General features: G+C 42.6%; 17 protein-coding genes. 6 read left to right on the forward strand and 11 right to left on the reverse strand.

Features of this window, described 5'->3' with window-relative positions:
* Positions 1 to 55: 55 nt before the first annotated feature.
* Both tnpB and H8796_RS06435 read right to left on the reverse strand, forming a co-directional pair.
* Positions 56 to 406, reverse strand: a complete 351-nt coding sequence (tnpB, locus tag H8796_RS06430) for an IS66 family insertion sequence element accessory protein TnpB (RefSeq protein WP_004296723.1) — start codon at positions 404 to 406, stop codon at positions 56 to 58.
* The gene (locus tag H8796_RS06435; protein ID WP_122138311.1) at positions 394 to 798 is read right to left on the reverse strand and encodes a hypothetical protein; all 405 of its coding nucleotides are present in this window, start codon (positions 796 to 798) and stop codon (positions 394 to 396) included. The genes tnpB and H8796_RS06435 overlap by 13 nt, the downstream gene beginning before the upstream one ends.
* Positions 799 to 1322: 524 nt before the next feature.
* Here H8796_RS06435 and H8796_RS06440 point away from each other — a divergent pair.
* Both H8796_RS06440 and H8796_RS06445 read left to right on the forward strand, forming a co-directional pair.
* Positions 1323 to 1811, forward strand: a complete 489-nt coding sequence (locus H8796_RS06440; protein WP_117936413.1) for a hypothetical protein — start codon at positions 1323 to 1325, stop codon at positions 1809 to 1811.
* Positions 1812 to 2006: 195 nt separating this feature from the next.
* Entirely contained in the window at positions 2007 to 3716 is a 1710-nt protein-coding gene (locus H8796_RS06445; protein WP_117936519.1) for a DUF5597 domain-containing protein, read from the forward strand.
* Between the two features lie 54 nt (positions 3717 to 3770).
* Here H8796_RS06445 and H8796_RS06450 read toward each other — a convergent pair whose 3' ends face one another.
* The 4 genes from H8796_RS06450 to dapB all read right to left on the reverse strand — a co-directional run bounded on the left by H8796_RS06450 (position 3771) and on the right by dapB (position 7744).
* Positions 3771 to 4406, reverse strand: coding sequence for a WbqC family protein (locus H8796_RS06450; protein WP_117936415.1), 636 nt, complete (start codon positions 4404 to 4406; stop codon positions 3771 to 3773).
* Positions 4407 to 4475: 69 nt separating this feature from the next.
* Entirely contained in the window at positions 4476 to 5417 is a 942-nt protein-coding gene (lepB, locus tag H8796_RS06455; RefSeq protein ID WP_117936417.1) for a signal peptidase I, read from the reverse strand.
* A 42-nt stretch (positions 5418 to 5459) separates the two neighbouring features.
* Positions 5460 to 6944: a signal peptidase I gene (lepB, locus tag H8796_RS06460; RefSeq protein ID WP_117936419.1), complete on the reverse strand. Its 1485-nt coding sequence runs from the start codon at positions 6942 to 6944 to the stop codon at positions 5460 to 5462.
* A gap of 35 nt (positions 6945 to 6979) precedes the next feature.
* Entirely contained in the window at positions 6980 to 7744 is a 765-nt protein-coding gene (gene dapB, locus H8796_RS06465) for a 4-hydroxy-tetrahydrodipicolinate reductase (protein WP_117936421.1), read from the reverse strand.
* Between the two features lie 83 nt (positions 7745 to 7827).
* On the opposite strand from dapB, the gene H8796_RS06470 reads away from it, so the two are divergent.
* Positions 7828 to 9117, forward strand: a complete 1290-nt coding sequence (locus H8796_RS06470) for a DUF2851 family protein (RefSeq protein WP_117936423.1) — start codon at positions 7828 to 7830, stop codon at positions 9115 to 9117.
* 75 nt (positions 9118 to 9192) lie between these two features.
* Positions 9193 to 9753 carry a hypothetical protein gene (locus tag H8796_RS06475; RefSeq protein ID WP_004313843.1) on the forward strand — a complete coding sequence of 187 codons (561 nt, stop codon included), beginning with the start codon at positions 9193 to 9195 and terminating at the stop codon, positions 9751 to 9753.
* Between the two features lie 86 nt (positions 9754 to 9839).
* Here H8796_RS06475 and H8796_RS06480 read toward each other — a convergent pair whose 3' ends face one another.
* From H8796_RS06480 to H8796_RS06500, 5 genes are read right to left on the reverse strand one after another with little or no spacing between them, the layout of a single operon-like run.
* Positions 9840 to 10355: a DUF1573 domain-containing protein gene (locus tag H8796_RS06480; RefSeq protein WP_081353364.1), complete on the reverse strand. Its 516-nt coding sequence runs from the start codon at positions 10353 to 10355 to the stop codon at positions 9840 to 9842.
* 40 nt (positions 10356 to 10395) lie between these two features.
* Positions 10396 to 12549, reverse strand: a complete 2154-nt coding sequence (locus H8796_RS06485; RefSeq protein ID WP_117936425.1) for a DUF4838 domain-containing protein — start codon at positions 12547 to 12549, stop codon at positions 10396 to 10398.
* The gene (locus H8796_RS06490; protein ID WP_117936427.1) at positions 12524 to 15493 is read right to left on the reverse strand and encodes a hypothetical protein; all 2970 of its coding nucleotides are present in this window, start codon (positions 15491 to 15493) and stop codon (positions 12524 to 12526) included. The genes H8796_RS06485 and H8796_RS06490 overlap by 26 nt, the downstream gene beginning before the upstream one ends.
* 26 nt (positions 15494 to 15519) lie before the next feature.
* On the reverse strand, positions 15520 to 16995 hold the full coding sequence (locus H8796_RS06495) for a glycosyltransferase family 2 protein (protein WP_004298138.1): 1476 nt from the start codon (positions 16993 to 16995) through the stop codon (positions 15520 to 15522).
* Positions 16996 to 17006: 11 nt separating this feature from the next.
* Positions 17007 to 18173, reverse strand: a complete 1167-nt coding sequence (locus H8796_RS06500) for a HEAT repeat domain-containing protein (protein WP_008649008.1) — start codon at positions 18171 to 18173, stop codon at positions 17007 to 17009.
* A gap of 325 nt (positions 18174 to 18498) precedes the next feature.
* Between H8796_RS06500 and H8796_RS06505 the strand changes: the two genes are divergently transcribed.
* Positions 18499 to 19869 carry an LruC domain-containing protein gene (locus H8796_RS06505; protein ID WP_115485242.1) on the forward strand — a complete coding sequence of 457 codons (1371 nt, stop codon included), beginning with the start codon at positions 18499 to 18501 and terminating at the stop codon, positions 19867 to 19869.
* A 115-nt stretch (positions 19870 to 19984) separates the two neighbouring features.
* A complete protein-coding gene (locus H8796_RS06510; RefSeq protein ID WP_117936429.1) occupies positions 19985 to 20677 on the forward strand; it encodes a DUF6250 domain-containing protein in 693 nt (230 codons plus the stop codon).
* Positions 20678 to 20692: the final 15 nt, after the last annotated feature.

Here is a 20692-nt window from a genome sequence, read left to right on the forward strand (position 1 = left end):
CCAAATAAACCGGATGATATCTTTAGTACAAATAACTAATAATCAAAATGTTGTATTAGATCCTAAAACGTTTTCTCAACCGTACAGACTTTAATGACACTCCATTCAAGATAAAAGACAAAACCTGATAAGAAATCTCGTAATTACCTGTATTGGGGTTAAATGTCGGTAACTCAAAACTTCCACCTTCGAGGCGCTTGTAGTACAGAAGAAAGCCATCGCCATCCCAACGCAGTATTTTTACACTTTGTCGGTTTTTACCAAAGAATAAAAAGATATCTCCGGAAACGGGAGACAAGTCCTTCATTTCCGATCGTATAATTTTGAATAAACCGTCAATGCCAAGGTTCATACGAACAAAGCCCTGGTACAGATAGTAGCGATTGGCTGATGTTAGAGAATACATGGATCTCCCTCCTTTCTTTCGTAATCGCGCAACATTTTAATAACACCACTGGGTGTGGCCCGTTTGACCGAAATGGTGGTTCCACTGTTAAAGGTGATTGTGATCCCGGCAAGACTAAACTCTTCTTCCGGCAACATGGCGGGTGCTATTTGAGTGAATGAAGGAGAGGAAGTTGTCGGTTGGGAGGGTTCAACGCCGCCATAATAATCACGGACCACATCTGCCTTGGCTTGTTTAACGCTATAGCCCCGTCTGGACATCCAGGAACTCATACCACCAAAAGTGGTATGCTGATCGCGGCAAACATCGGCTAAAGAACAATTGTAGTCTACTTTCAATACTTCAAGGAAATGTTTCCAAGTTTTTCCAAATCGATTTTCTGCTAAATCCATAATGCTTCATTTTTATACATAGCAAAAATATAAGAATGAAAAAAGGGCGACAAGATAGAATCGCGGAGACGCTTACGGATGGTTCTTTATTTTTTTATGTACCTCTTTCACCATAAACATCTGGTCTATAACTATTCAGCTAACGGTGAAACCGGTGAACTTTCCAAATGAATCTTATAGTAACAAGTAGGCTTTAGGAAGTTCTGCTTTAATTTATTACTGTAAACTTCTATTTATACTGATTTTCTTTTCTCTTTTCTGATTTTATATTCTATCTTTGTAATGCATTCCATTTTAAACCACGGCGGAGAACCTGCCGTATCAATGTGACGGGCTTTTTTATGTCCGTCCCATTAATCTTATATGGCGGTTTCGCACCCCCATGTAGGATGTTAGTGCACCTACTGCTGTCGTGGATAGTGGAATGCAATGGGACAGGCGGAACCGCTTCTTTTATTTCTTAAAACTACCCTTCTGTATCGCCCCATTGAACTTAATTTATTCACCATCTAATTAAAATTCTTATGGAAGAAGTTTTAAGCAACCAGCAGGCTCGTCCGGGGGACGCGACGCAACTCATGCACGTTATCTTTTCATCCGATGATGAAATGATGGATTTTTATCTAACCTTCAATCGTTTTATGAATCCTGAAAGCTATCTAGTGGAACGAACAGATCGAAAGAGATTGGAGGATTTAGCTAGTACGCTTTGTAGTAATGTGGCGACCTTTGAAGCCATCCGTAATTATAAGTCGATAAGTGTGAAAGAGGTGATTAGAGGATTCGGGGCGCACATGATGAATACGCTAATCTCCAATACCAATCGTTTCCAAAGTGCCGATGCCGTGGGAACGTTAATGAATTGCATACTGAATACCACTAAAAACAGTTGGCAGTTTAAGAAAATGGATCGGAATAACGATATACATCTTCAAAATGTACGCTATTTGTTGAATCGGCTGGATGCGGCAGAATCTAATGAAGAGAAGAATTGTGAAGAAGTAGCGATATAAACAGTTTTCTCTAAAAATTACTTAGGAAACGCAAATAGAGGGTATAAGAACCGGAGATAATGTATAGATAAAGGCAGATGTAACGTAACATAAAGCATCTGTAACCTGCCCGATAGAAAAGGAACACAAGACGTTGTGCTCCTTTTTTATATTGTTGTAACTTTGCTTTCAGATAATATGATAAAGCTGATTGTTATGAGAAACACACTTTTTGGGATTCTATTCCTTTTTATTTTGCCTCTTCAGGCACATCAGAAACTTCCGTATTTGCAGAAACAGGGAAGTACCACACAACTTATGGTAGATGGAAAGCCATTCTTAGTGATTGGCGGTGAATTGGGAAATTCTTCAGCTTCCTCTATTGAAGATATTGAACGTATATTCCCGAAATTGCAGCGTATGGGGCTGAATACGGTACTGGTTCCTGCATATTGGGATTTAACAGAACCACAGGAAGGTAAATTTGATTTTACCCTGACGGATAAAGTGATTCAACAGGCCCGTGCGAATGATTTGAAGGTGGTTTTCCTTTGGTTCGGTGCTTGGAAAAACTCAATGAGTTGTTACGCTCCGATCTGGTTTAAAGAAGATTATAAGAAATACCCGCGTGCCTATACGAAAGTAGGGAAGCCCCTCGAAATAGCCAGTTCCTTTTCGGAGAATGTGTTTCAGGCGGATAGCCGTGCTTTTTCCCAATGGATGAAACATATTGCTTCTGTGGATAAGGAAGAGGGAACGGTTATCATGATTCAGATAGAAAACGAAATCGGAATGTTGGAAGATGCCCGCGATTATTCCAAAGAAGCGGATAAACTGTTTTATGCACCAGTTCCGCCCCTTTTCATCGACTATTTGCAGAAGAACAAGAGATCTCTGCATCCCGAAATGCTGGCAAAATGGGAGAGCCAGGGATTCAAGAAGAAAGGTACGTGGCAGGAAGTGTTTGGTGCAGACGTGTATACGGATGAAATTTTTATGGCCTGGTCGTATGCGCAGTACGTAGAACGAATGGCAAAGTTAGCACGTTCTATTTATGATATTCCGTTGTATGTCAATGCAGCAATGAACAGTAGGGGACGGAAACCGGGAGAATATCCGTCGGCAGGACCATTGGCTCATTTGATAGATGTATGGCATTATGCAGCACCCAACATTGATTTTCTGGCTCCGGATTTATATGATAGAGGTTTCGTTGATTGGGTGGCAAAGTATAAACTGCACAATAATCCTCTCTTTATACCTGAAATCCGGTTGGAAGACAATGATGGAGTGCGTGCTTTCTATGTGTTTGGTGAGCATGATGCGATTGGCTTTTGTCCTTTTTCTATTGAAAGCGGTTCGGATAGAGCAGATACACCTTTGGTACAGAGCTATATTAAATTGAAAGAACTGATGCCTTTATTGACAAAATTTCAAGGCAAAGGAGTGATGAACGGTCTTTTGTTTGATGAAGAGAATAAAGAACGAATACTTTCATACGATGATTTGGAGATTACCTGTCGTCATTACTTCACTCTACCATGGGACCCACGTGCCCGGGATGGCAGCGCATGGCCTGAAGGGGGAGGTGTCTTGCTGCGTCTGGCTCCCAATGAGTATATCGTTGCCGGCAGTGGCTTGGTACTTGAATTTAAGAAACAGGGGGAAAAAAAAATGAAAAGTTCACCAGCGTTGGGCGAGGATGGTTTTGTCAGTGTGGGCGGAAAGGCACCAAAAACGGAAAATAGCTGGCAAGGTGGTATGAGAGCCGGTATTGGTTCTGTAGATGAAGTTAATGTGAACAAAGATGGTTCACTGAAATATATCCGGCGCCTGAATGGCGATCAGGACCATCAGGGAAGGCATGTACGTATTCCTGTCGGAGAATTCAGTATTTTACACGTAAAGCTGTACGAGTATAAATAATGTGACGACATGGTTCACCTTTGTTGGCTATATGCGTATAGAAGAGTGGAGTTATTACTTGCCTAGTACCAACAGACTTTCCGGTCCCATATTGAACAACAGGTCTATGATACTCAAATTAGGTAGAAAACCCAGTTTGGACTCGAAAACCTGATAGTAAGGTTGTGGAACAAACTCTGTATCTACTTCCCGGAAATCCTTTTTGGGATGAATGACTTCCCGAAAATCGAATTCTCCGGGAGCAAACTCCATCTTATATTCGCTAGTACGCTCCATAGTGGGGTGAATATCTATCAATTCACAGACCATCCGGCATAGTTCTTCGTTGAAATCGATTAAAAACTCGTATTTCTTTTCGTAGAAGGGACGGAAGTCGTCCTTGTAATATTCAAAGAAAGGAGTACTGTTGTAGGCTGATTCGATGGCGTTCCAGTGCAGATGTCTCCAGTTGCCGTGGTCGGAGATGCGGATATCCTTCATTGGACACTTCAATGTGTCGGGTTTTACGGTTGGGATAGAAAGAGCTAATTCGCCGGATGGGCCGGCAATGGTACATCGGTTACGATACGTTTGTTTGATATAGTGGTCGTGTTGTTCTACAAATACCTTGTCATAAGCCAGCAACTTGGTATAATATTCGACGGGAGCGAGATAAGCTGAAGATAAATAAGCTATGTTCATTTCTTTCATTTTAATTCGTTTAGGGGACTCTATAATGGAGGATATTATTAAGAAGTAGTTTTTTTTATGATCCGGAGATTATTTCACTGTTCTGAAAAAACGGTTCCATCGGTATCCGTCAAACAGTCCTGTATCTTTTTCTTTGGAGAACCAGATGACGGAGGCTTTTCCGATGACATGGTCTTGCGGGACAAATCCGAAAAGACGCGAGTCGGAGAAGTTGATGGTGTTGTTAGATCCCATCCAATAATAATCTTTTGTGAAATAACAGTGTTTCGTGGGCTTTCCGTCCACGTAGAGGGTATCGTTTTTTATCTCTGCCTGTTTGCCTTCGTGCATCACGAGCGTATTTCGTAGCAGGGTTATGTTCCAGGGATAGACACGTATAAATTGCCCCTTTCCGGGAACAATCAGCGGATTCGGATCAGTGTTTTCCTTGTTCGACAGAGGTTGAACGAAGCACTCTTTTCCATTCATCGCCTGTTCCAGCAGATAGTATTCGTAACGGCTGAAACTGCGCACGTGGGTACTGTCATTGCTTCCCATCAATCCGTCGTTGGTGATGGAAAGAGTATGCATCAGTGAGGTTATCAGATTTTCTTTTGAGGCGGGGTACGAATAAAGTCTTTTCTTATCCGGGTTGAACTGTGCCTCGGGAGAAATAACGGAGAAAAGGGAATCAACAAATAAGGTGTCACCCGGCATTCCGAGGCAACGGCTGATATAGATTTCCCGGCGGTCAATGATAGGTTCCCGAATTCCGGCCGGATTATTGAACACTACGATGTCTTGCCGACGCACGGGACTCTCGCACCAACGATGATAGGAAAAGAGCGACATGAAAGGAACTCGCAACCCGTAACTCCATTTGTTCACTAAGATACGTTCACCCTGGAAAATGGAGTTTTCCATGCCGGTGGAAGGGATAAGGCAGGACGTAAAAGCAAATCCCCGGAGCAGAAGCACTACGACTACTGCTCCGGCAAATGCTAGTATCCATTTGAATTTACGAATGTTCATCAATATTTATCACCTTATCACTCTATTCTATCCGTACACTTATCAGTCTACCCACTTGAAGAGGCGGTTCCAGCGAATCTTACCGTCAAACCATCCACGGTCTTTGTCAAGCGACAGCCATACGACAATCGGTTTGCCCACTACGTGATCTTCGGGTACAAAACCCCAATAACGGGAGTCGGCAGAGTTGTGACGGTTGTCACCCATCATCCAGTAATAATCCATTTTGAAGGTATATTCATTGGTCTTTTCATCGTTGATGTAGATACCGTCCGGTTTCACTTCCAGCTTGTTGCCTTCGTAGGCTACGATGCAACGCTCATAGATAGGCAGGTTGTCTTCTGTGAGGGTAATGGTAGCTCCTTTGGCAGGAATCCAGATCGGACCGTAATTGTTGCGGTTCCATTTAGTATAAAGGTTCAGCGGATACATCTGTCCGGCGTATTCTTCCGGTTCCATTACTATTTTGCTGATTAGCTTTTTATTGCCAAGGAGAGTCTCATACATCTTTTTAGTCAATGGAAGATGATATACCGGATTCAGTTTGCCTTGCGCATTCCGGTTGTCCAGTCCCATTTCCAATAATCCGCCTTCCCAGCCGGAGTCTTCTATCAGCATGGTATCATCCTTGCTGATACCTAATTCGCGAAGCATATCTTCCGGAATGTACGGACCGGTAGTCTGTACGAAGTAGTTGAATTGCAGGTTTTCGGGGTTCTCAATCGCCTTACCGTCAATCATCACCTGTCCGTCTACAATTTGCAATGTATCACCGGGCAAGCCGACACAACGTTTCACATAATTCTCGCGACGGTCTACCGGACGCCAGAGGACTTCGCCATAAGTGCGCGGGTTGTTCATTATCTGTTTACGTCCGGCAGCATAGTACAAATCATAAATAGCACGTTGTTGGGCACGTGTCAGACTGTCCATTTCAATCTGTTTGGAGTAGATGCGTTGTCCTTCACCGTAAGCCAGCGTATAGAAGTCCGTTGTCTGTTGGTAGTTCACTGCTACCGTGTCTCCTGCCGGGAAGTTGAAGACAACAATGTCATTCAGCTTCACTTTACCAAAGCCCGGTACCCGTTTGTATTTCCATTGTGGCCACTCGATATACGATTTAGTATTGAAGACAGGCAGCGTATGTTGTGCCAACGGCATAGAAAGCGGAGTGTTCGGTACGCGGGGACCGTAGCTCATCTTGCTTACATACAGGAAATCGCCTACCAGCAATGATTTTTCCAGCGAAGAGGAAGGGATCTGGTAATTCTGGAAGATGTAGATATTGACGAAGTAGACAGCAACCAACGCAAATACGATGGCATCCACCCAACTCATCACACTGCGGACAGCCGGATTCTTCGACTTCTTCCAAAAAGACCAAGGTATTTTCTTTGTGATATAAATATCGAAAATGAAAGGAACAACAATCAATCCCCACCAACTCCGTACCCAGAGAAGGAAAGCGAGGTAAAGTAGAATAGCAATGGCACATTTGATCCATTGTGCGCGTGTGGCTTGTCTCATAATGTTATATTTGTTTAGAACTAGCTTCTGAAATCTTAGTCGTTCAAGAATGGGAATAAATCACTCATGCCCAAAAAACCTTCGTGTGTGGCAGTATATTCGGCTGCCAGTACGGTTCCCAATACAAATCCGCCACGGCTTTTAGCATCATGCGTGATAGTTATGCTGTCTACATCAGATTCATAACGAATGGTATGCAGACCGAACACTTCTCCTTCACGGATAGAGGCGATCGGAAGTTCATTAGGCGCGCAATCGTTGGTTCCGCTAATGGTTCCGTCCGGTGCAAGGAAAGTTCCTTCCACCCATTTGTCCTTACGGTCCATCTTTTCCAGAATACCTTCTGCCAGTGTGATAGCTGTTCCGCTAGGAGCATCCAATTTATGAATATGATGTGTCTCGCTCATGGTGACATCATAAGTGGGGAACTGGTTCATAATTTTAGCCAGATACTTGTTGACGGCAGAGAAAATGCTGACTCCCAGACTGAAGTTGGACGACCAGAACAGTGTTTTGCCTCCTTCAGTGCAGAGCTTTTTGATTTCTTCGCCATGCTCGGCCATCCATCCGGTACTGCCGGATACCAGTTTCACACCTGCTTTGAATGCTCTCATATAATTGCTGTAAGCTACCATCGGATTGGTAAACTCAATGGCTACATCGGCCGATTTGAACGCTTCGGATTCGAAGTCATCCTGATTATTGATGTCAATGATGCAGACGATTTCATGTCCGCGACTACGGGCAACCTTTTCTATCTCTTTGCCCATCTTTCCGTAACCGATCAGTGCTATTTTCATTGTTTTCTGACTTATATTCAAAATAATAATCGCAAAGATAAGATTTTTATTACATTTGCAGCGCACATTAACGTCTTGTTAACATGGAACATCTTCTCCACTACGTGTGGAAACATAAATTATTTCCTCTGAAAGTACTGCAAACCACCAACGGCTTACCGGTAGAAGTGATTGATTCCGGGCTGCAAAACCCGAATGCCGGTCCCGACTTTTTTAACGCGAAACTAAAGATTGATGGCGCCTTATGGGTAGGGAATATAGAAATACATACACATTCTTCCGATTGGTTTCGCCACGGGCATGATTGCGACAAAGCCTACGATTCGGTAATTCTCCATGTGGTGAGCGAGGTGGATACGGAAATAACCCGTACCAACGGTGAACAGATACCACAACTATTGCTGACTTGTCCGGAAAATGTGCAATCCCATTATCATGAACTTTGCGTAGCCGATCATTATCCGGCTTGCTATCCCATCCTTGCCTCTCTTCCCAAACTTACTATCCATTCCTGGCTGACTGCTTTGCAAACAGAACGTTTGGAACAGAAAGCACAGTTAATCATGCAGCGTCTCGAACTTTGCAACAGTAATTGGGAAGATGCTTTCTTTATCACCCTTGCCCGTAATTTCGGTTTCGGCTTGAACGGAGATGCTTTTGAAACGTGGGCGGGATTGTTGCCATTTCGTGCGATGGATAAGCACCGGAATGATTTATTTCAGATAGAAGCTTTTTTCTATGGTTTGGCAGGGTTGTTGGAAGAGGCATTTCTGAAAAAGGAACAGGAAGACGAGTATAGTCTTCGTCTTTGCAAAGAGTTTCGTTATTTGCAGCGAAAATTTGAAATCGGGCAGGGGATGGATGCTACATTATGGCGTTTTCTCCGGCTTCGTCCGGAAAACTTTCCTCATATTCGCCTGGCGCAGTTGGCCTATCTCTATCAGAAAGGAGATAAACTGTTTTCACGTTTACTGGAAGCGGATACTCTGACGGATGTGAGAGCTTTACTGGATACACGTACGTCTTCCTATTGGGAGAATCATTATTTATTCGGGCGACTGTCTTCACAAAAGGAAAAGACGATGGGAGAGCGTTCCAAGGATTTGATTATCATTAATACGGTGGTTCCTTTTCTTTATACTTACGGTTTGCACAAGGCGGATGAACGAATGTGTGAACGTGCCGCACGCTTTCTGGAAGAATTGAAGGCGGAGAGTAATCACATCATTCGTTCGTGGAGCGATGCCGGGCTTCCGGTAGTCAGTGCGGCGGATAGTCAGGCACTGATACAGTTACAAAAAGAGTATTGTGATAAGCGGAAATGTCTGTACTGCCGCTTCGGTTATGAATATTTGAAACATACAAATATTTAGTTCTTAAAATAACCAAGATGCCAAACTTGTCATTATCTTTGCGCCGTCAATTAAACTCTTAATTTATATAGTGTTATGAGAGCTAAAAAGTTTGTATGCTGCTTGCTGGCTATGATGCTGCTCGCAGGTGTTTCGTTTATCTCCTGCGGTAATAGTTCCAAGGCAAAAGCCGATAGTGAACTGACTACACAAGACGGTGAAGATTTCAAATCCTTTTTGGATAAATTTACTTCCAGTGCAGCCTTCCAGTATACTCGTATCAAGTTCCCATTAAAGACTCCGATCACTTTGTTGGCAGATGACGGAGAAACCGAGAAAACATTCCCTTTCACTCGGGAAAAGTGGCCGTTGCTGGATAGCGAAACAATGAAGGAAGAACGTATCACCCAGGAAGAGGGAGGTATTTATGTTTCCAAGTTTACGTTGAATGAACCGAAGCATAAAATCTTTGAGGCAGGCTATGAAGAATCCGAGGTTGATTTGCGTGTCGAGTTCGAGTTGCAGTCGGACGGGAAATGGTATGTGGTAGATTGTTATACAGGTTGGTATGGATATGACTTGCCGATTGGAGAGTTAAAGCAGACTATTCAGAATGTGAAAGAAGAAAATGCCGCATTCAAAGAAATACATCCTTAGAAAGGAGAAATAAGTATTAAGTATCAAGTATTAGCCAGTCATTTGATGTTAATACTTAATACTTGATACTTAATACATGATATTGATTACGGTTCTCCGACATAATATCCCAGTTCAGATTCTTTTCCATCCACCATCTCTCTGACAATACCATTTTTGGTGTTGAACTCTTGATAGAGTTCTTCATAATCACGTGTATAGTCTGCATCGGGGACTACGTTGACATCAAATTTAAGTTCGGCTCTTCCGTCGGGGAGCATATTGCCGAAAATCCGGATGCGGTGAACCACCTCGCCTACATTCTTAATACTATTGTAGGTTGCCTTGAATTGTCTGATTCCGTCTTCGGGAATGATGATATGCGAACTTTTATCCAGAATGATACAGCCACAGGAAGGTTGCATTTCTGAAATGATTAACGGAGCATCTCCTGTATTGGTGATAGTAAACATGATATCGAGCTGCTGACCTTGCTTGATGGGGTAATAGTGCCTGATCGAGTCCTTTATCGTCATACTTGTGGGACGTACTTCCTTCCTGCACCCTGTTAAGCAGAGTGGAAGTGCCGTCAGTAGGAAAATATAGAATATAGATTTATTCATAGTTGCCATTTATTTTTTTGTTATGTCACTTTTCCAGCGTTTAGGGGATGAATGCAATTTCATCGATGCCCATTTGCGTTCCCGGTTTCTTTAAACAACTGATTTTGATGCTTAATTGTTCTGCTCCGTTCAGGTCTGCCGAAACGGTGGCTTTTATCATTTCCCCTTTTTCCGGGGCGTCTTCCGGTTTCAGGTCTATTGTTTTATAAGCTATTCCGTCTTTCAACAGTTGAATTTGCTGTGGAGCATAGATGCGATGCCGGGGAAGATTCAGGAAACTGATATAGAATGTTCCTGATGCGTTGATACCTTTCACCGGCAGGTTGATGGTACATTCTTCTCCCGGAATGATAACCCAACCGCAATGATAGTCTCCGGGTAAACCGTGAGTGCCGTCGGTCAGTTTCTTTGAATCATTTTTATTTAGTTTAGGGGTTGTGGAAGGATTCATTCCCAGAAACAAACTTTTCTTTATGTCGGAAGCAAGTATATATTGTTCCCATTCCTTTATATAATAGTCAATCTCATAAGCTGACTCATTATAATATTCCATTCCGGCAAATGCTTGATGCTCTTTGAGCTGGGTGATCCATTTCCGGGCTTGGGGAACCGATTGGATCTCTTTTCCATTTCGTTTGGCATATCCGTAAGCATCAAAGCCGTGGTCACGTCCTAATTCCAGGCGTGTGAAAGACAAAGCGGTCTGAAGTTCGTGCAGCTTTTTACGCTCTTTTCCTTTTGCTTCGGAAACAAAATCTCCCATTTCATCATAGAATTTGATGAATTGATCCGGATAGAGGAATGCTTTTTCTGATTCTCTGATACCGGCATAAAGTCCGAGTCGTTTTCCGGATTGGGCGTTGTTCTCCAATTCAGTGTAGTAATCGTACAGCCATTTTTTTGATGCCGGATATTCCTGATTAAAGTAACTTCTGATTAAGTCATCGACCGGGAGTTCCGGGTTGATAAGGAGGGAGGATAATACAAAAGTCCTCATTTCATCGAAAGAAGAATAGCTATATCCGCTTCCGTTGAAGAATATACCGCTGGCTCCATGTTGTTTGAAGAATTGGAGTCTTTGTTGGGCTATCTTTAATATGGGAAAAGGAGTGAGGTAGTCGTCAAAGTTGTTGATATAGTCCCATATATAGATGTTATTCGTCACTTTCTTCCAGTTGTCGAGTTGGTCGGCAAATTTCTTGTCTTGCTCATCCTTGCCGTCTGTCCGGCGAAGTGGGTAGTCGATGGCGCTGACGATTACTCCGGTGTTGGAGGGGAGTTGTTTGTCGGTGACCTGTTGTGTGGTCAGATAAGAAGTCGTAAAGAAAAAATGCTTGGGAAAACGTTGTGAAAGGCGGATGATAAGTTCCGTAACGGCCGGAGTGGCATTCTTCTCTGTGTTTCCCAGTGCGGTGCAGGTGGTGCACGTGCAGGCATACGGAGCATCATCCGGGGCTATTACAAAACGGGAATTCCCCTTTTCACCGAAGTTATCTACAATATAACTTTCTATCTGGCGGTACATGTCCTCGGAAGAGAAACATAGTTGTGAGTCATCTGTTTTTCCATGAATGGTGGCGTATACTTTTTCCGCTTCTTTCCCCAATACTTTCCGCAGGTTGTGTCCCCATATTCCCCAGCTGTCGTCGAAGTTATTCAGGCCGATAACGCCTGTATGATCGGCGTTCAGGCCGTATGGGGAATAAATGCTTTGATAGTCAAATGCAAAGGTTCCGCAAGTATCATTGAGATTGATAAGGGCGGGAGGAAGATCCGAACCGTCTATGCGCGGGTCTTCTTTGCTGATTTTCTTGATTAGTTGGTATTGTAGCCAAAGCATTTGTTTGTCGTCACTTGCTGTCAACCTTATGTCAGAACCTTTGCAGGCTACTTTGAATCCTCTTTCTAATGTTGGGTCTATTTGTATGATGATGCGCCACATATCCATTTCGGAAACGCCAAAAGCTACCATTTCATCGTCGTTTGCACGCTTCTTGAGATGCTCGTACAGGTATTTCGCCCACCGGGTGTCTCTGTCGGTCGGATCCTCACCAATGGTGACGAGATACCCTTCTTTAGATGGGAACATCTCCGTGCGTGCCTGCATACGGCAGCCGGATAAAAGGCAGCAAATACATATCATTCCTGCCAATACAGGGCCAAGCGTATCAGAATGAAATATAAACTTGTGCATAGATGTTATATAAGTTTTTATAGCGTGTCGATATGGATTCTATCTGGTTGGACGGACTTGTCCCTCGCACCGTATTGGTTTGGTTATAATAGGTGTTCCAGGTACCCATCAAGCCTATGGTAATGTTAGGACTGACCATATACTGGCCTCCCAATCCCACCATGGTATTGGTGTGAGAGAAAGAGCCGGGCAGCGCATAGTCCAGTACGGCCGTTTCCGGTGCCGATCCGATGCTTGCCATGGCGTTGATATTTGTCTTTCCGTCATTAGCCGGGAAATACTTGGCGCCAATCTGAGCATTGTAATAGAAGTTGGAGTTGAAGAAGTGCATATCTATCTTCGTGTTGAGACGAACGACTTCAATGGTCTTGGCTAATTCTCCGCCTACAGTGAGTAGGTTAGTCTTTGACTCATTCCAACCCGTAAACAGATAGCCATTGTCTCCGGTACCGCCTGCAAAGAATTCATCGTTCCATTCATAACGCTTCGTGTAGGCGGCTACCCGTCTATAACCCACATGCGCGCCTATTTCCCAATCATTCTTGAGATAATGCCGTAAAGCGACATCAGCCGTTATGTCCGGGAAGTATTTGGTCGCAAAGGCTGCATTGGCCGTGAGACTCCACTTCGGTGAGAAGTGATGCGTCCACTCACCTTGTACCTGAATGCCGACTCCTCCCGGTGTCTGCTCTTCCGCTTCCATGCTGTCGCTTGCCGAGCCACTTCGTCCTGCATAGTTGAGACGTCCCGTATAGCTGTTCTTCTGGCCTTTTCGGGTATATTCGGCTGTTGCAACAGAGGTAATGATATCTTCTTCTCCGTAGCGTGCACGAAGATAGGTCAAGGCAATCTCATTCTTGAGCATCATGCTTCTAAGACCCGATAAATGTCGTTGGAAAGAGCGATATTCCATGATGGATGGCTCGTAGTACTTTTGGTAATAATAGGCTGAATCCGCTTGACGGTTGGCTTCATATACCACTCCCTTGGTGTACTTCAATGATTTGTTCTGACTGTCATAAAGCAAAGCTGTATCAAGAACAGCGAGAGCCTTTTCCGGTTCTTTGGCCTTTGTCAGTTGCAGGGCACGGTATTCACTGCTCTGTGAGAATGCGCCTATAATCTCTTTGTTGCTCGGGTATTTATTGAGTATCGGCTTCAGGAATTCCAAAGAAGCTTCGTATCTCTTGTCACGTTCAAGCACGGTAGCTCTTTTTGCCTGATAGAATGGTTCTTCAGGATAATAATTGATTCCTTGTGCTGTATATTTCTCGAATTCATCGTATTTTCCGAGTAAACCGGACGAATTGATGGCATACCGTAATCCGAGATCGCTCGATGGATTCAGGCTAATTAGCTTAACAGATTCCTCGTATGCTTTCTTCGTAGCTCCGGCTTCCATACATTTCTTGATGTAGGGCACTGCCAGTTCCTCGTATCCGATAACATAGAAAATACGCATATCCTCATCACTCTGCTCGATGGCAGATAGATACAGTTGCAAAGCCTCTTCGGTTTTATCCATTTTATCGAGAATAAATGCCCTTTTTAACGTGCCGTTTTCGTAATCAGGGAAGTGAAGAGTGATGGTGTCCAATGTTGCAAGTGCTTCATTGTAACGTTTCATATTGATATAGCAACTCAAGGCTTTTTCCCATGCGGCACCGTTCACTTCATTGTCGTCTACATGTTTTTGAGAAACGAACAATACGTGCGGCAATGCTTCTGCGTACAGACCGAGTTCCATCAGTTTTTCAGCTTTCTTCATGTGTTGTGCGCTCATGGCAAGCGTAATATCATAATCATCAGGATACATCTCATACATCTTTTTCAGCGTTGAATAGGCAAGATCATCCTCATTCATCTGGCGATAAAGCATATATTCTTTATAAAGAATTCCTTTATCATTATTGCCATATTGTTTTTTAGCTTCTCTGATATAGAAGAGTGCATCATCGGTATATCCCCGGGTGACGGAAGTGTTCAGCAGGTAGTCTAATGCTTCCTTGTTCTTATTACCTCCTTCGTAGGCCATGCCATATAATACATAAGGATCCCGCTGCTTCTCTGCTCGGGCAGCCTCCATTAACAGGTCGTTATACATACGCCGTATGGCAGGGCTGTTGTTTCTTCGCATTTGCTCGCGTATAAACGCCAGAGCTTCCGGATAACGTGCCAATTCACTGAGGATACTCGCCCTTTTGACGATAAGCGCACCGCTTCCCGGTATGGCAGCCAAACCGTTGGATGACCAGCCTAGAGCAGCTTCCCGGTTTCCTTCCTGTAAATGCAGGTTAATGATGTCCAGATAATATTCTTCGTTTTGAGGAGATACTTTGATGAGCTCCGTCAGCTTTTCGATAGCCTCTTTTCGGTTACCACCTTTTTTCATTTGCTGGTAGCCTACCTCCATGCTGTAGATATAATCCTTCCTTAGAATCGTATCGTTCGGGTAAATCTGATTGATTCGTTTCAACAGACGGTCTGCTTCCACATCGTTGTTCTGCTTGCGGTACAGTTCAATCTTTCTTCGCCATAAACCTCTCCAATACGGATTCACTTCCAGCAACTCATTAACGTAACAAATAGCACTGGAATAATTCTCGGTGATATCTTCTACGTCTACCAGCAGATGTTTGGCATTGACGTTGTTGTAATTGTCATCTATCGCTTTGACAAGATGATAACGCGACTGGTCATAGTTCTTTTCGTGGAACCAGTATTTTCCCATGAGCCATTCAAGGTCAGAAACATTCGGGTATTTCTGAAGGCCCTCCTCCAACAGCTCTTTCCCTGCTTCCCATTCCTCGTTCGCAAAATGCTCCTGTACAATCTGGGCATATTGCTCCGGTGTCTGGAATCCGTTGTCGGTCCCGGAGGAAGAGGTTATCAGTAAAAACAGACAACCTAATATGGTGATCTTATGGAGAAATTCTCTGTTCATTCTATCTTGTCTTTAATCTTTCTTGTTTAAATCGTAGCAGGTTCGGGCTTCATTGCCGTTATATCAGTACCGTCTGCACTTTCTTCTTTCTGCTTGAATCCTTTCCGTTCCATGTTCTTCCACTTGAAGTCTCTATTGGTCAGATAACTGAGGTATCCTCTCAATGAACAGAAAGTGATGATGGGATGATAGAAGATGGGCTCCAATATGGACGCAATGATAATCCACAGGTATTCATATCCTCTTTTATATAGCATCCCGACATAGTAGTCGTAGGTAATAACAACGATGGAAAGGAACTGGCAGAACGTATAGATCGTCAGGTAAATCATCCATGCCGTGTTCCAGTTGACTGCTCCTGTAAAGGCCAGATAGATAAATACTATCAAACCGACGAGCTCGATGATTGGCGCCAGAAACTCAAAAACGAACATATAAGGCAGAGTTAACAGTCCCATCTGCTTATACGTCTTTTTGAAAATCATCTTACGATGGATATTAAGTGTCTGGAACAATCCCCGTGCCCAACGGGTACGTTGCCGGTAAAGCATTGCCAGGTTGGGAGGTCCTTCCGTCCAACAACAAGTATCAGGAATCTGTACGATCTTATAAGGACGGGAGAAGTCGCACATATATCCTACCATGCGGGTGATGAGGTCCATGTCTTCGGCAAAAGAGGGGGCATCGTATCCTCCGGCTGCAATCGCTACCGAACGGTCGAAAAGACCGAATCCACCGGAAACATTCGGCATACCATTGATTGCGGACCATCCCATCTTACCAATCAGATAGGAACGCATGTATTCCAGATTCTGGAAAAGTGGAATCGGTGTACGGGGAGTTCTAACGTCTATGATTTGTCCGTCTTTCACGACGCATCCGTTAGCCATCAACATCGTTCCGCTGACTGCAATTACTTGTTTTTCTGAAGATATAATGGGCGAGATACAACGATAAAGAGCATACTTTTCCAAAATGCAATCCACATCCGTGCAGATAAAATAAGGATGAGAAGCAACGTTGATACCCGCATTGGATGCATCCGCTTTGGTTCCTCCATTTTCTTTGTCTACAACGATGAGTCGGCTGTATTTCGGGTTGGAGGATTTGAGGAGTCTTCGGAACGGTCTGGTTTTGATTCGCTCGATATAAGCATAGGGCACTTCTACCAGTTCATAATATTCGGTCATCTTTTCCAATGTACTGTCCGTACTTCCATCATTTACAATAACCACCTCGAAAAGCGGATATTCCAATGCAAGCATGGAGTTCACATTATCAATGATTGTCTTTTCTTCATTGAAGGCAGGAGCAATTACCGAAATGCCCGGTGTATAGGGGGATTCCTTGATTGTTTTCCGCATATAGCTTTCCACATAGTAATCCTTTCTCCGTTTTAGAGAAATGAAAGAGAGGAAGGCGAATGTGACGAAGAATATCGCCAGCATGCTCGTATAAAAGAATACGAAATAATTGAAGAATGTAAATATTATATCTCTCATGTTCTCTAGTTTTACTGGTTGATTAACGGATGCTTGGTGTGGGCAAACAATATAGCTGTGTGGGAATCTGCTTTTCTTTCCAATTGATCGAATGTTTTCCTTCCCATTGCACTATACTCATAGAGGGCTTTGAGTATGACTCTCTTGGTTCCCCAGTTATCTGCTTCATCATAAGCATTGTAAAGAAATCCTAAAGCCTTATCGGTCTTTAGATCCGCAATAGCCGAAATGATTTGTCGTTTGACTTCTTCCGGTTGTACATTATACATTTCAATCAGCTTAGGTTCAACCTCTTTGTATTTTAGTTTACCTAAAGTCTTGATCGCTTCACCTCGTATTTCCACAGAACGGGCATTGAGTTGCTTCGCGAGAATTGGGGCACTTTCGGTTTCATTATATAGCCGGATTTCGTTGATAAAGAATATCTTAACGTTTTCTTCAGCTGAAGTATTCACCCATTTAATAAAGGTGGGTGTGTTATATCCCACTTTCTTACGGTGCTCCAAGATAGCGTGTAACTCCATCATGTCCCATTGCCTTAACTTCATGCCGATGTCTTCGTCGAAGAAGCGGAACGGGTCACCCTGGCTTAACCACATATAAGTATAGCGTGCCGAGTTTCTTAGTTCTAGTTCACGATGATAGAGGAAACGCACCAATACCGCTTCAGAGGCATAGCCATTGATGGACTGAATAAGTTTCAGAGCTTGTATCTTTGATCTTTTGGAACCGAATTGAAGTTCGCGTTCAAGGAAACGTGTGATTTGGAATACGGTTTGAATCGTTTGATAATTTAGTTCATTGATCTCATCTTCATGCACACTCTTGATTTCTGTTAACAGTTGAGTGATAATGCGTAACTCGTTAGGTTTCGGGCGCTTTTTCGTATCATATTCTAATCTGTCAGCTATCTCTTCTTCACTCAATGTGTTGGAATCTAGTGAGATAGATTTCATTTCTTCATAATACTTATCAAATGCTTTATTGTATTTCCGCTTCTCTTTTCGCCTTTTAAATATACCATATATAATATGGAATAGGAGAAATAAGTACGCAATAATACAAAACATTACAGCAATTGAGCATATTCTTATGATTAAAGGATAGCCAATAAACTTGTAATATATCCAATAGAAATAATATTCTATGTAATCTATACCATACAGTACTTGATCCATTTCCCTTGATATATTTATATATAGAACTTGTATATTCGGAATAAAAGCTCTATATTTGTTGTATTGAATGTTCTGTCTAATGCAAATATACGAAATAACTTGTATATATTATCCAGTGTTCATGAACAGGCCTTTTGAGCCCTATTTTAGCTCTTGTGATTATTCTCGATGGAAAGGATTGAAATTACAAATAAAGGCAAGCAAAAAGCTATTAGGAGTTAAATATATTTTTGATAAGTTAACAAATGGAGCCTGGAAATAAGTGTGATAAGCCAGGTTCTCATGCGAAACAAAAACAAACAATAAATTTAAAAATTAAATTAAGATGAAAATTAAAAGTTTGGTGTATGTCCTTATGGGGACAATGTTGGTTACTACTTCCTGCTCTGATAATGAGTTGGAAAAAGGTAACGATGGTTCGGGAACTGTTGACCCGGTAAATGCTTCTGCACTTGTGAATGTATATTCCGATAAAAGTGGTTCTGAAGCGAGCCTGCTTGTGGGAGATGTATTAGTGAAAGATTCCCGTACTCTTACGTTGAATGTTCCTGCTGCTTGCGAGAAAGTGTATATGAAATACAATACAGTTTCGGGAACAGAAGCTACAAAAGAATTTGCTTTGTCTCCTGTTAGTCGTGGTGTAGATCAGAGTACTGGTTTCAATTTTGAAACAAACCGTCTGGCATCGGTAACTCTTGCGCTTCCTGAAGATGCAGTGCAGCCGACAAATGAAACGGACCAAGGCTATCTTTTCTATCATAACACAGGTGTGGTGATGTTCGAAGATGGTTGGCCTATTCAACTGGATTCATGGTATGATGAAGATTTCAACGATGTTGTATTCGAGTATGACTTGAAGGTGACTGAATGTCATAGTCAACAGATGATGGAGACTGTAGGAGGTAAAGAAGAATTGTTGTTGACTTTGGATGTTCGTGCTGTAGGTGGTATATACCCGACTGTGTTAGGTGTTGTACTGGATGGTTTGAAAAGCGAGTATGTTGATCGGATTACTGCAAGCCTTGTACTAAAAGGTGGTCAGGGAACAATGACAGACTTAGCTAAAGAGGAACTTTCTACAAAAAATATAGTGAAAGTTGAAAATAAAAATTGGAATTGGAGTAATGATACTCGCAAAGAACCGCGTTTCGCAATATTGACAGTGGATAAAGCACAAGCGGAAGGAACTGTTATTACACTGGATGGTTTAACTTCTTTGATGGATAATAATCAGGATATGTTTCAGGTAACACAAGGAAAAGTAAGAGAAGGACTACCTATGTTGCGTGCTGAAGTTAGACTGATTGGTAAAGAAGGATTAACTGGAGCTGAAAGAGATGCTCAGCTTGCAGCATTTAGAGAGTTGATTTTAGATACTAATAGACAGAATTTCTTTATTAAGGTGAACGGTGGTAAAGAAATACACATGAGGGGTTATGCACCGACTTCTGCTTACAAAGCAGAATATGAAGCATTGGTTGCGGGTGACACTACACTGGATGCAAATGTTTATTATTCAAATACCAAAGGTTCCACTTGGGGAGTTAAACTTCCGGTTGGCACACGTCATGCTTATGAACGTGTACCATTTAGAGAAGCATATCCTGATTTTACTAAATGGGTAGATAGTAAGGGTGCTTCAAACCAGAAATGGTATGAGAACTTTGTTGATGAAAAAACTATAAGATATTGGTAATGCAAATTATCAGTCAATACGTTATTTGAGATATTTTGTACAATTTGAACCCCTCTTTTTTCGAAAAGAGGGGTTTCTTTGTATTCGGAAGAATAATCTTTAAACTAATACCGTAATGACGAAGCGATTTTTTATAGGCTACAGTTTGATTACTTTTTTTCTCTTAAATAGTGTGGTGCTTTTGGCACAACACAAAGCTTCCTTTGTGCAGCAATGGAAAATAGAAGATGCATCCCATGCTTTGCAGATAATAGAACGTGCAGATACATTAGAATTGATAGTTCCGGACGGACTGACTATGTGGTATCGGCAACGATTGACGGGCGATTATGAAATAAGTTATTGTATTTGTATGGTGATGCAAGGTGGAAAGTATGACCGCTTGAGTGATCTGAACTGCTTCTGGGCTGCCAATGATCCTAAATACCCTGATGATCTTTTTGCCCGTAGTCAGTGGCGTGACGGCATCTTTAAAAACTACAATACATTAAACCTTTTCTACGTTGGATACGGAGGAAATGATAACTCAACGACCCGTTTCCGTCGATACAAAGGAGAATATTACGGAGTGGCAGATGACAAGGTGAAACCTTTATTGAAAGAATATACCGATATCTCTCATTTACTCGTCCCCAATCAGTGGTATGAGATTCGGATTCGAGTGGAAAAGGGAATCACAACTTATTCTGTGAATGATGAAGAGTTGTTCCGCTATACCCTTGCGGGTGGTGAAGGTGACGGACACTTTGGTTTACGTCTTTTGCAGAATCACGTACTCTTTACAGATTTTAAAGCGACTATACTTTGACTTATATATTGAAAA

It is taken from the genome of Bacteroides sp. M10 (genome assembly GCF_014334015.1).
GTDB lineage: Bacteria > Bacteroidota > Bacteroidia > Bacteroidales > Bacteroidaceae > Bacteroides > Bacteroides intestinigallinarum.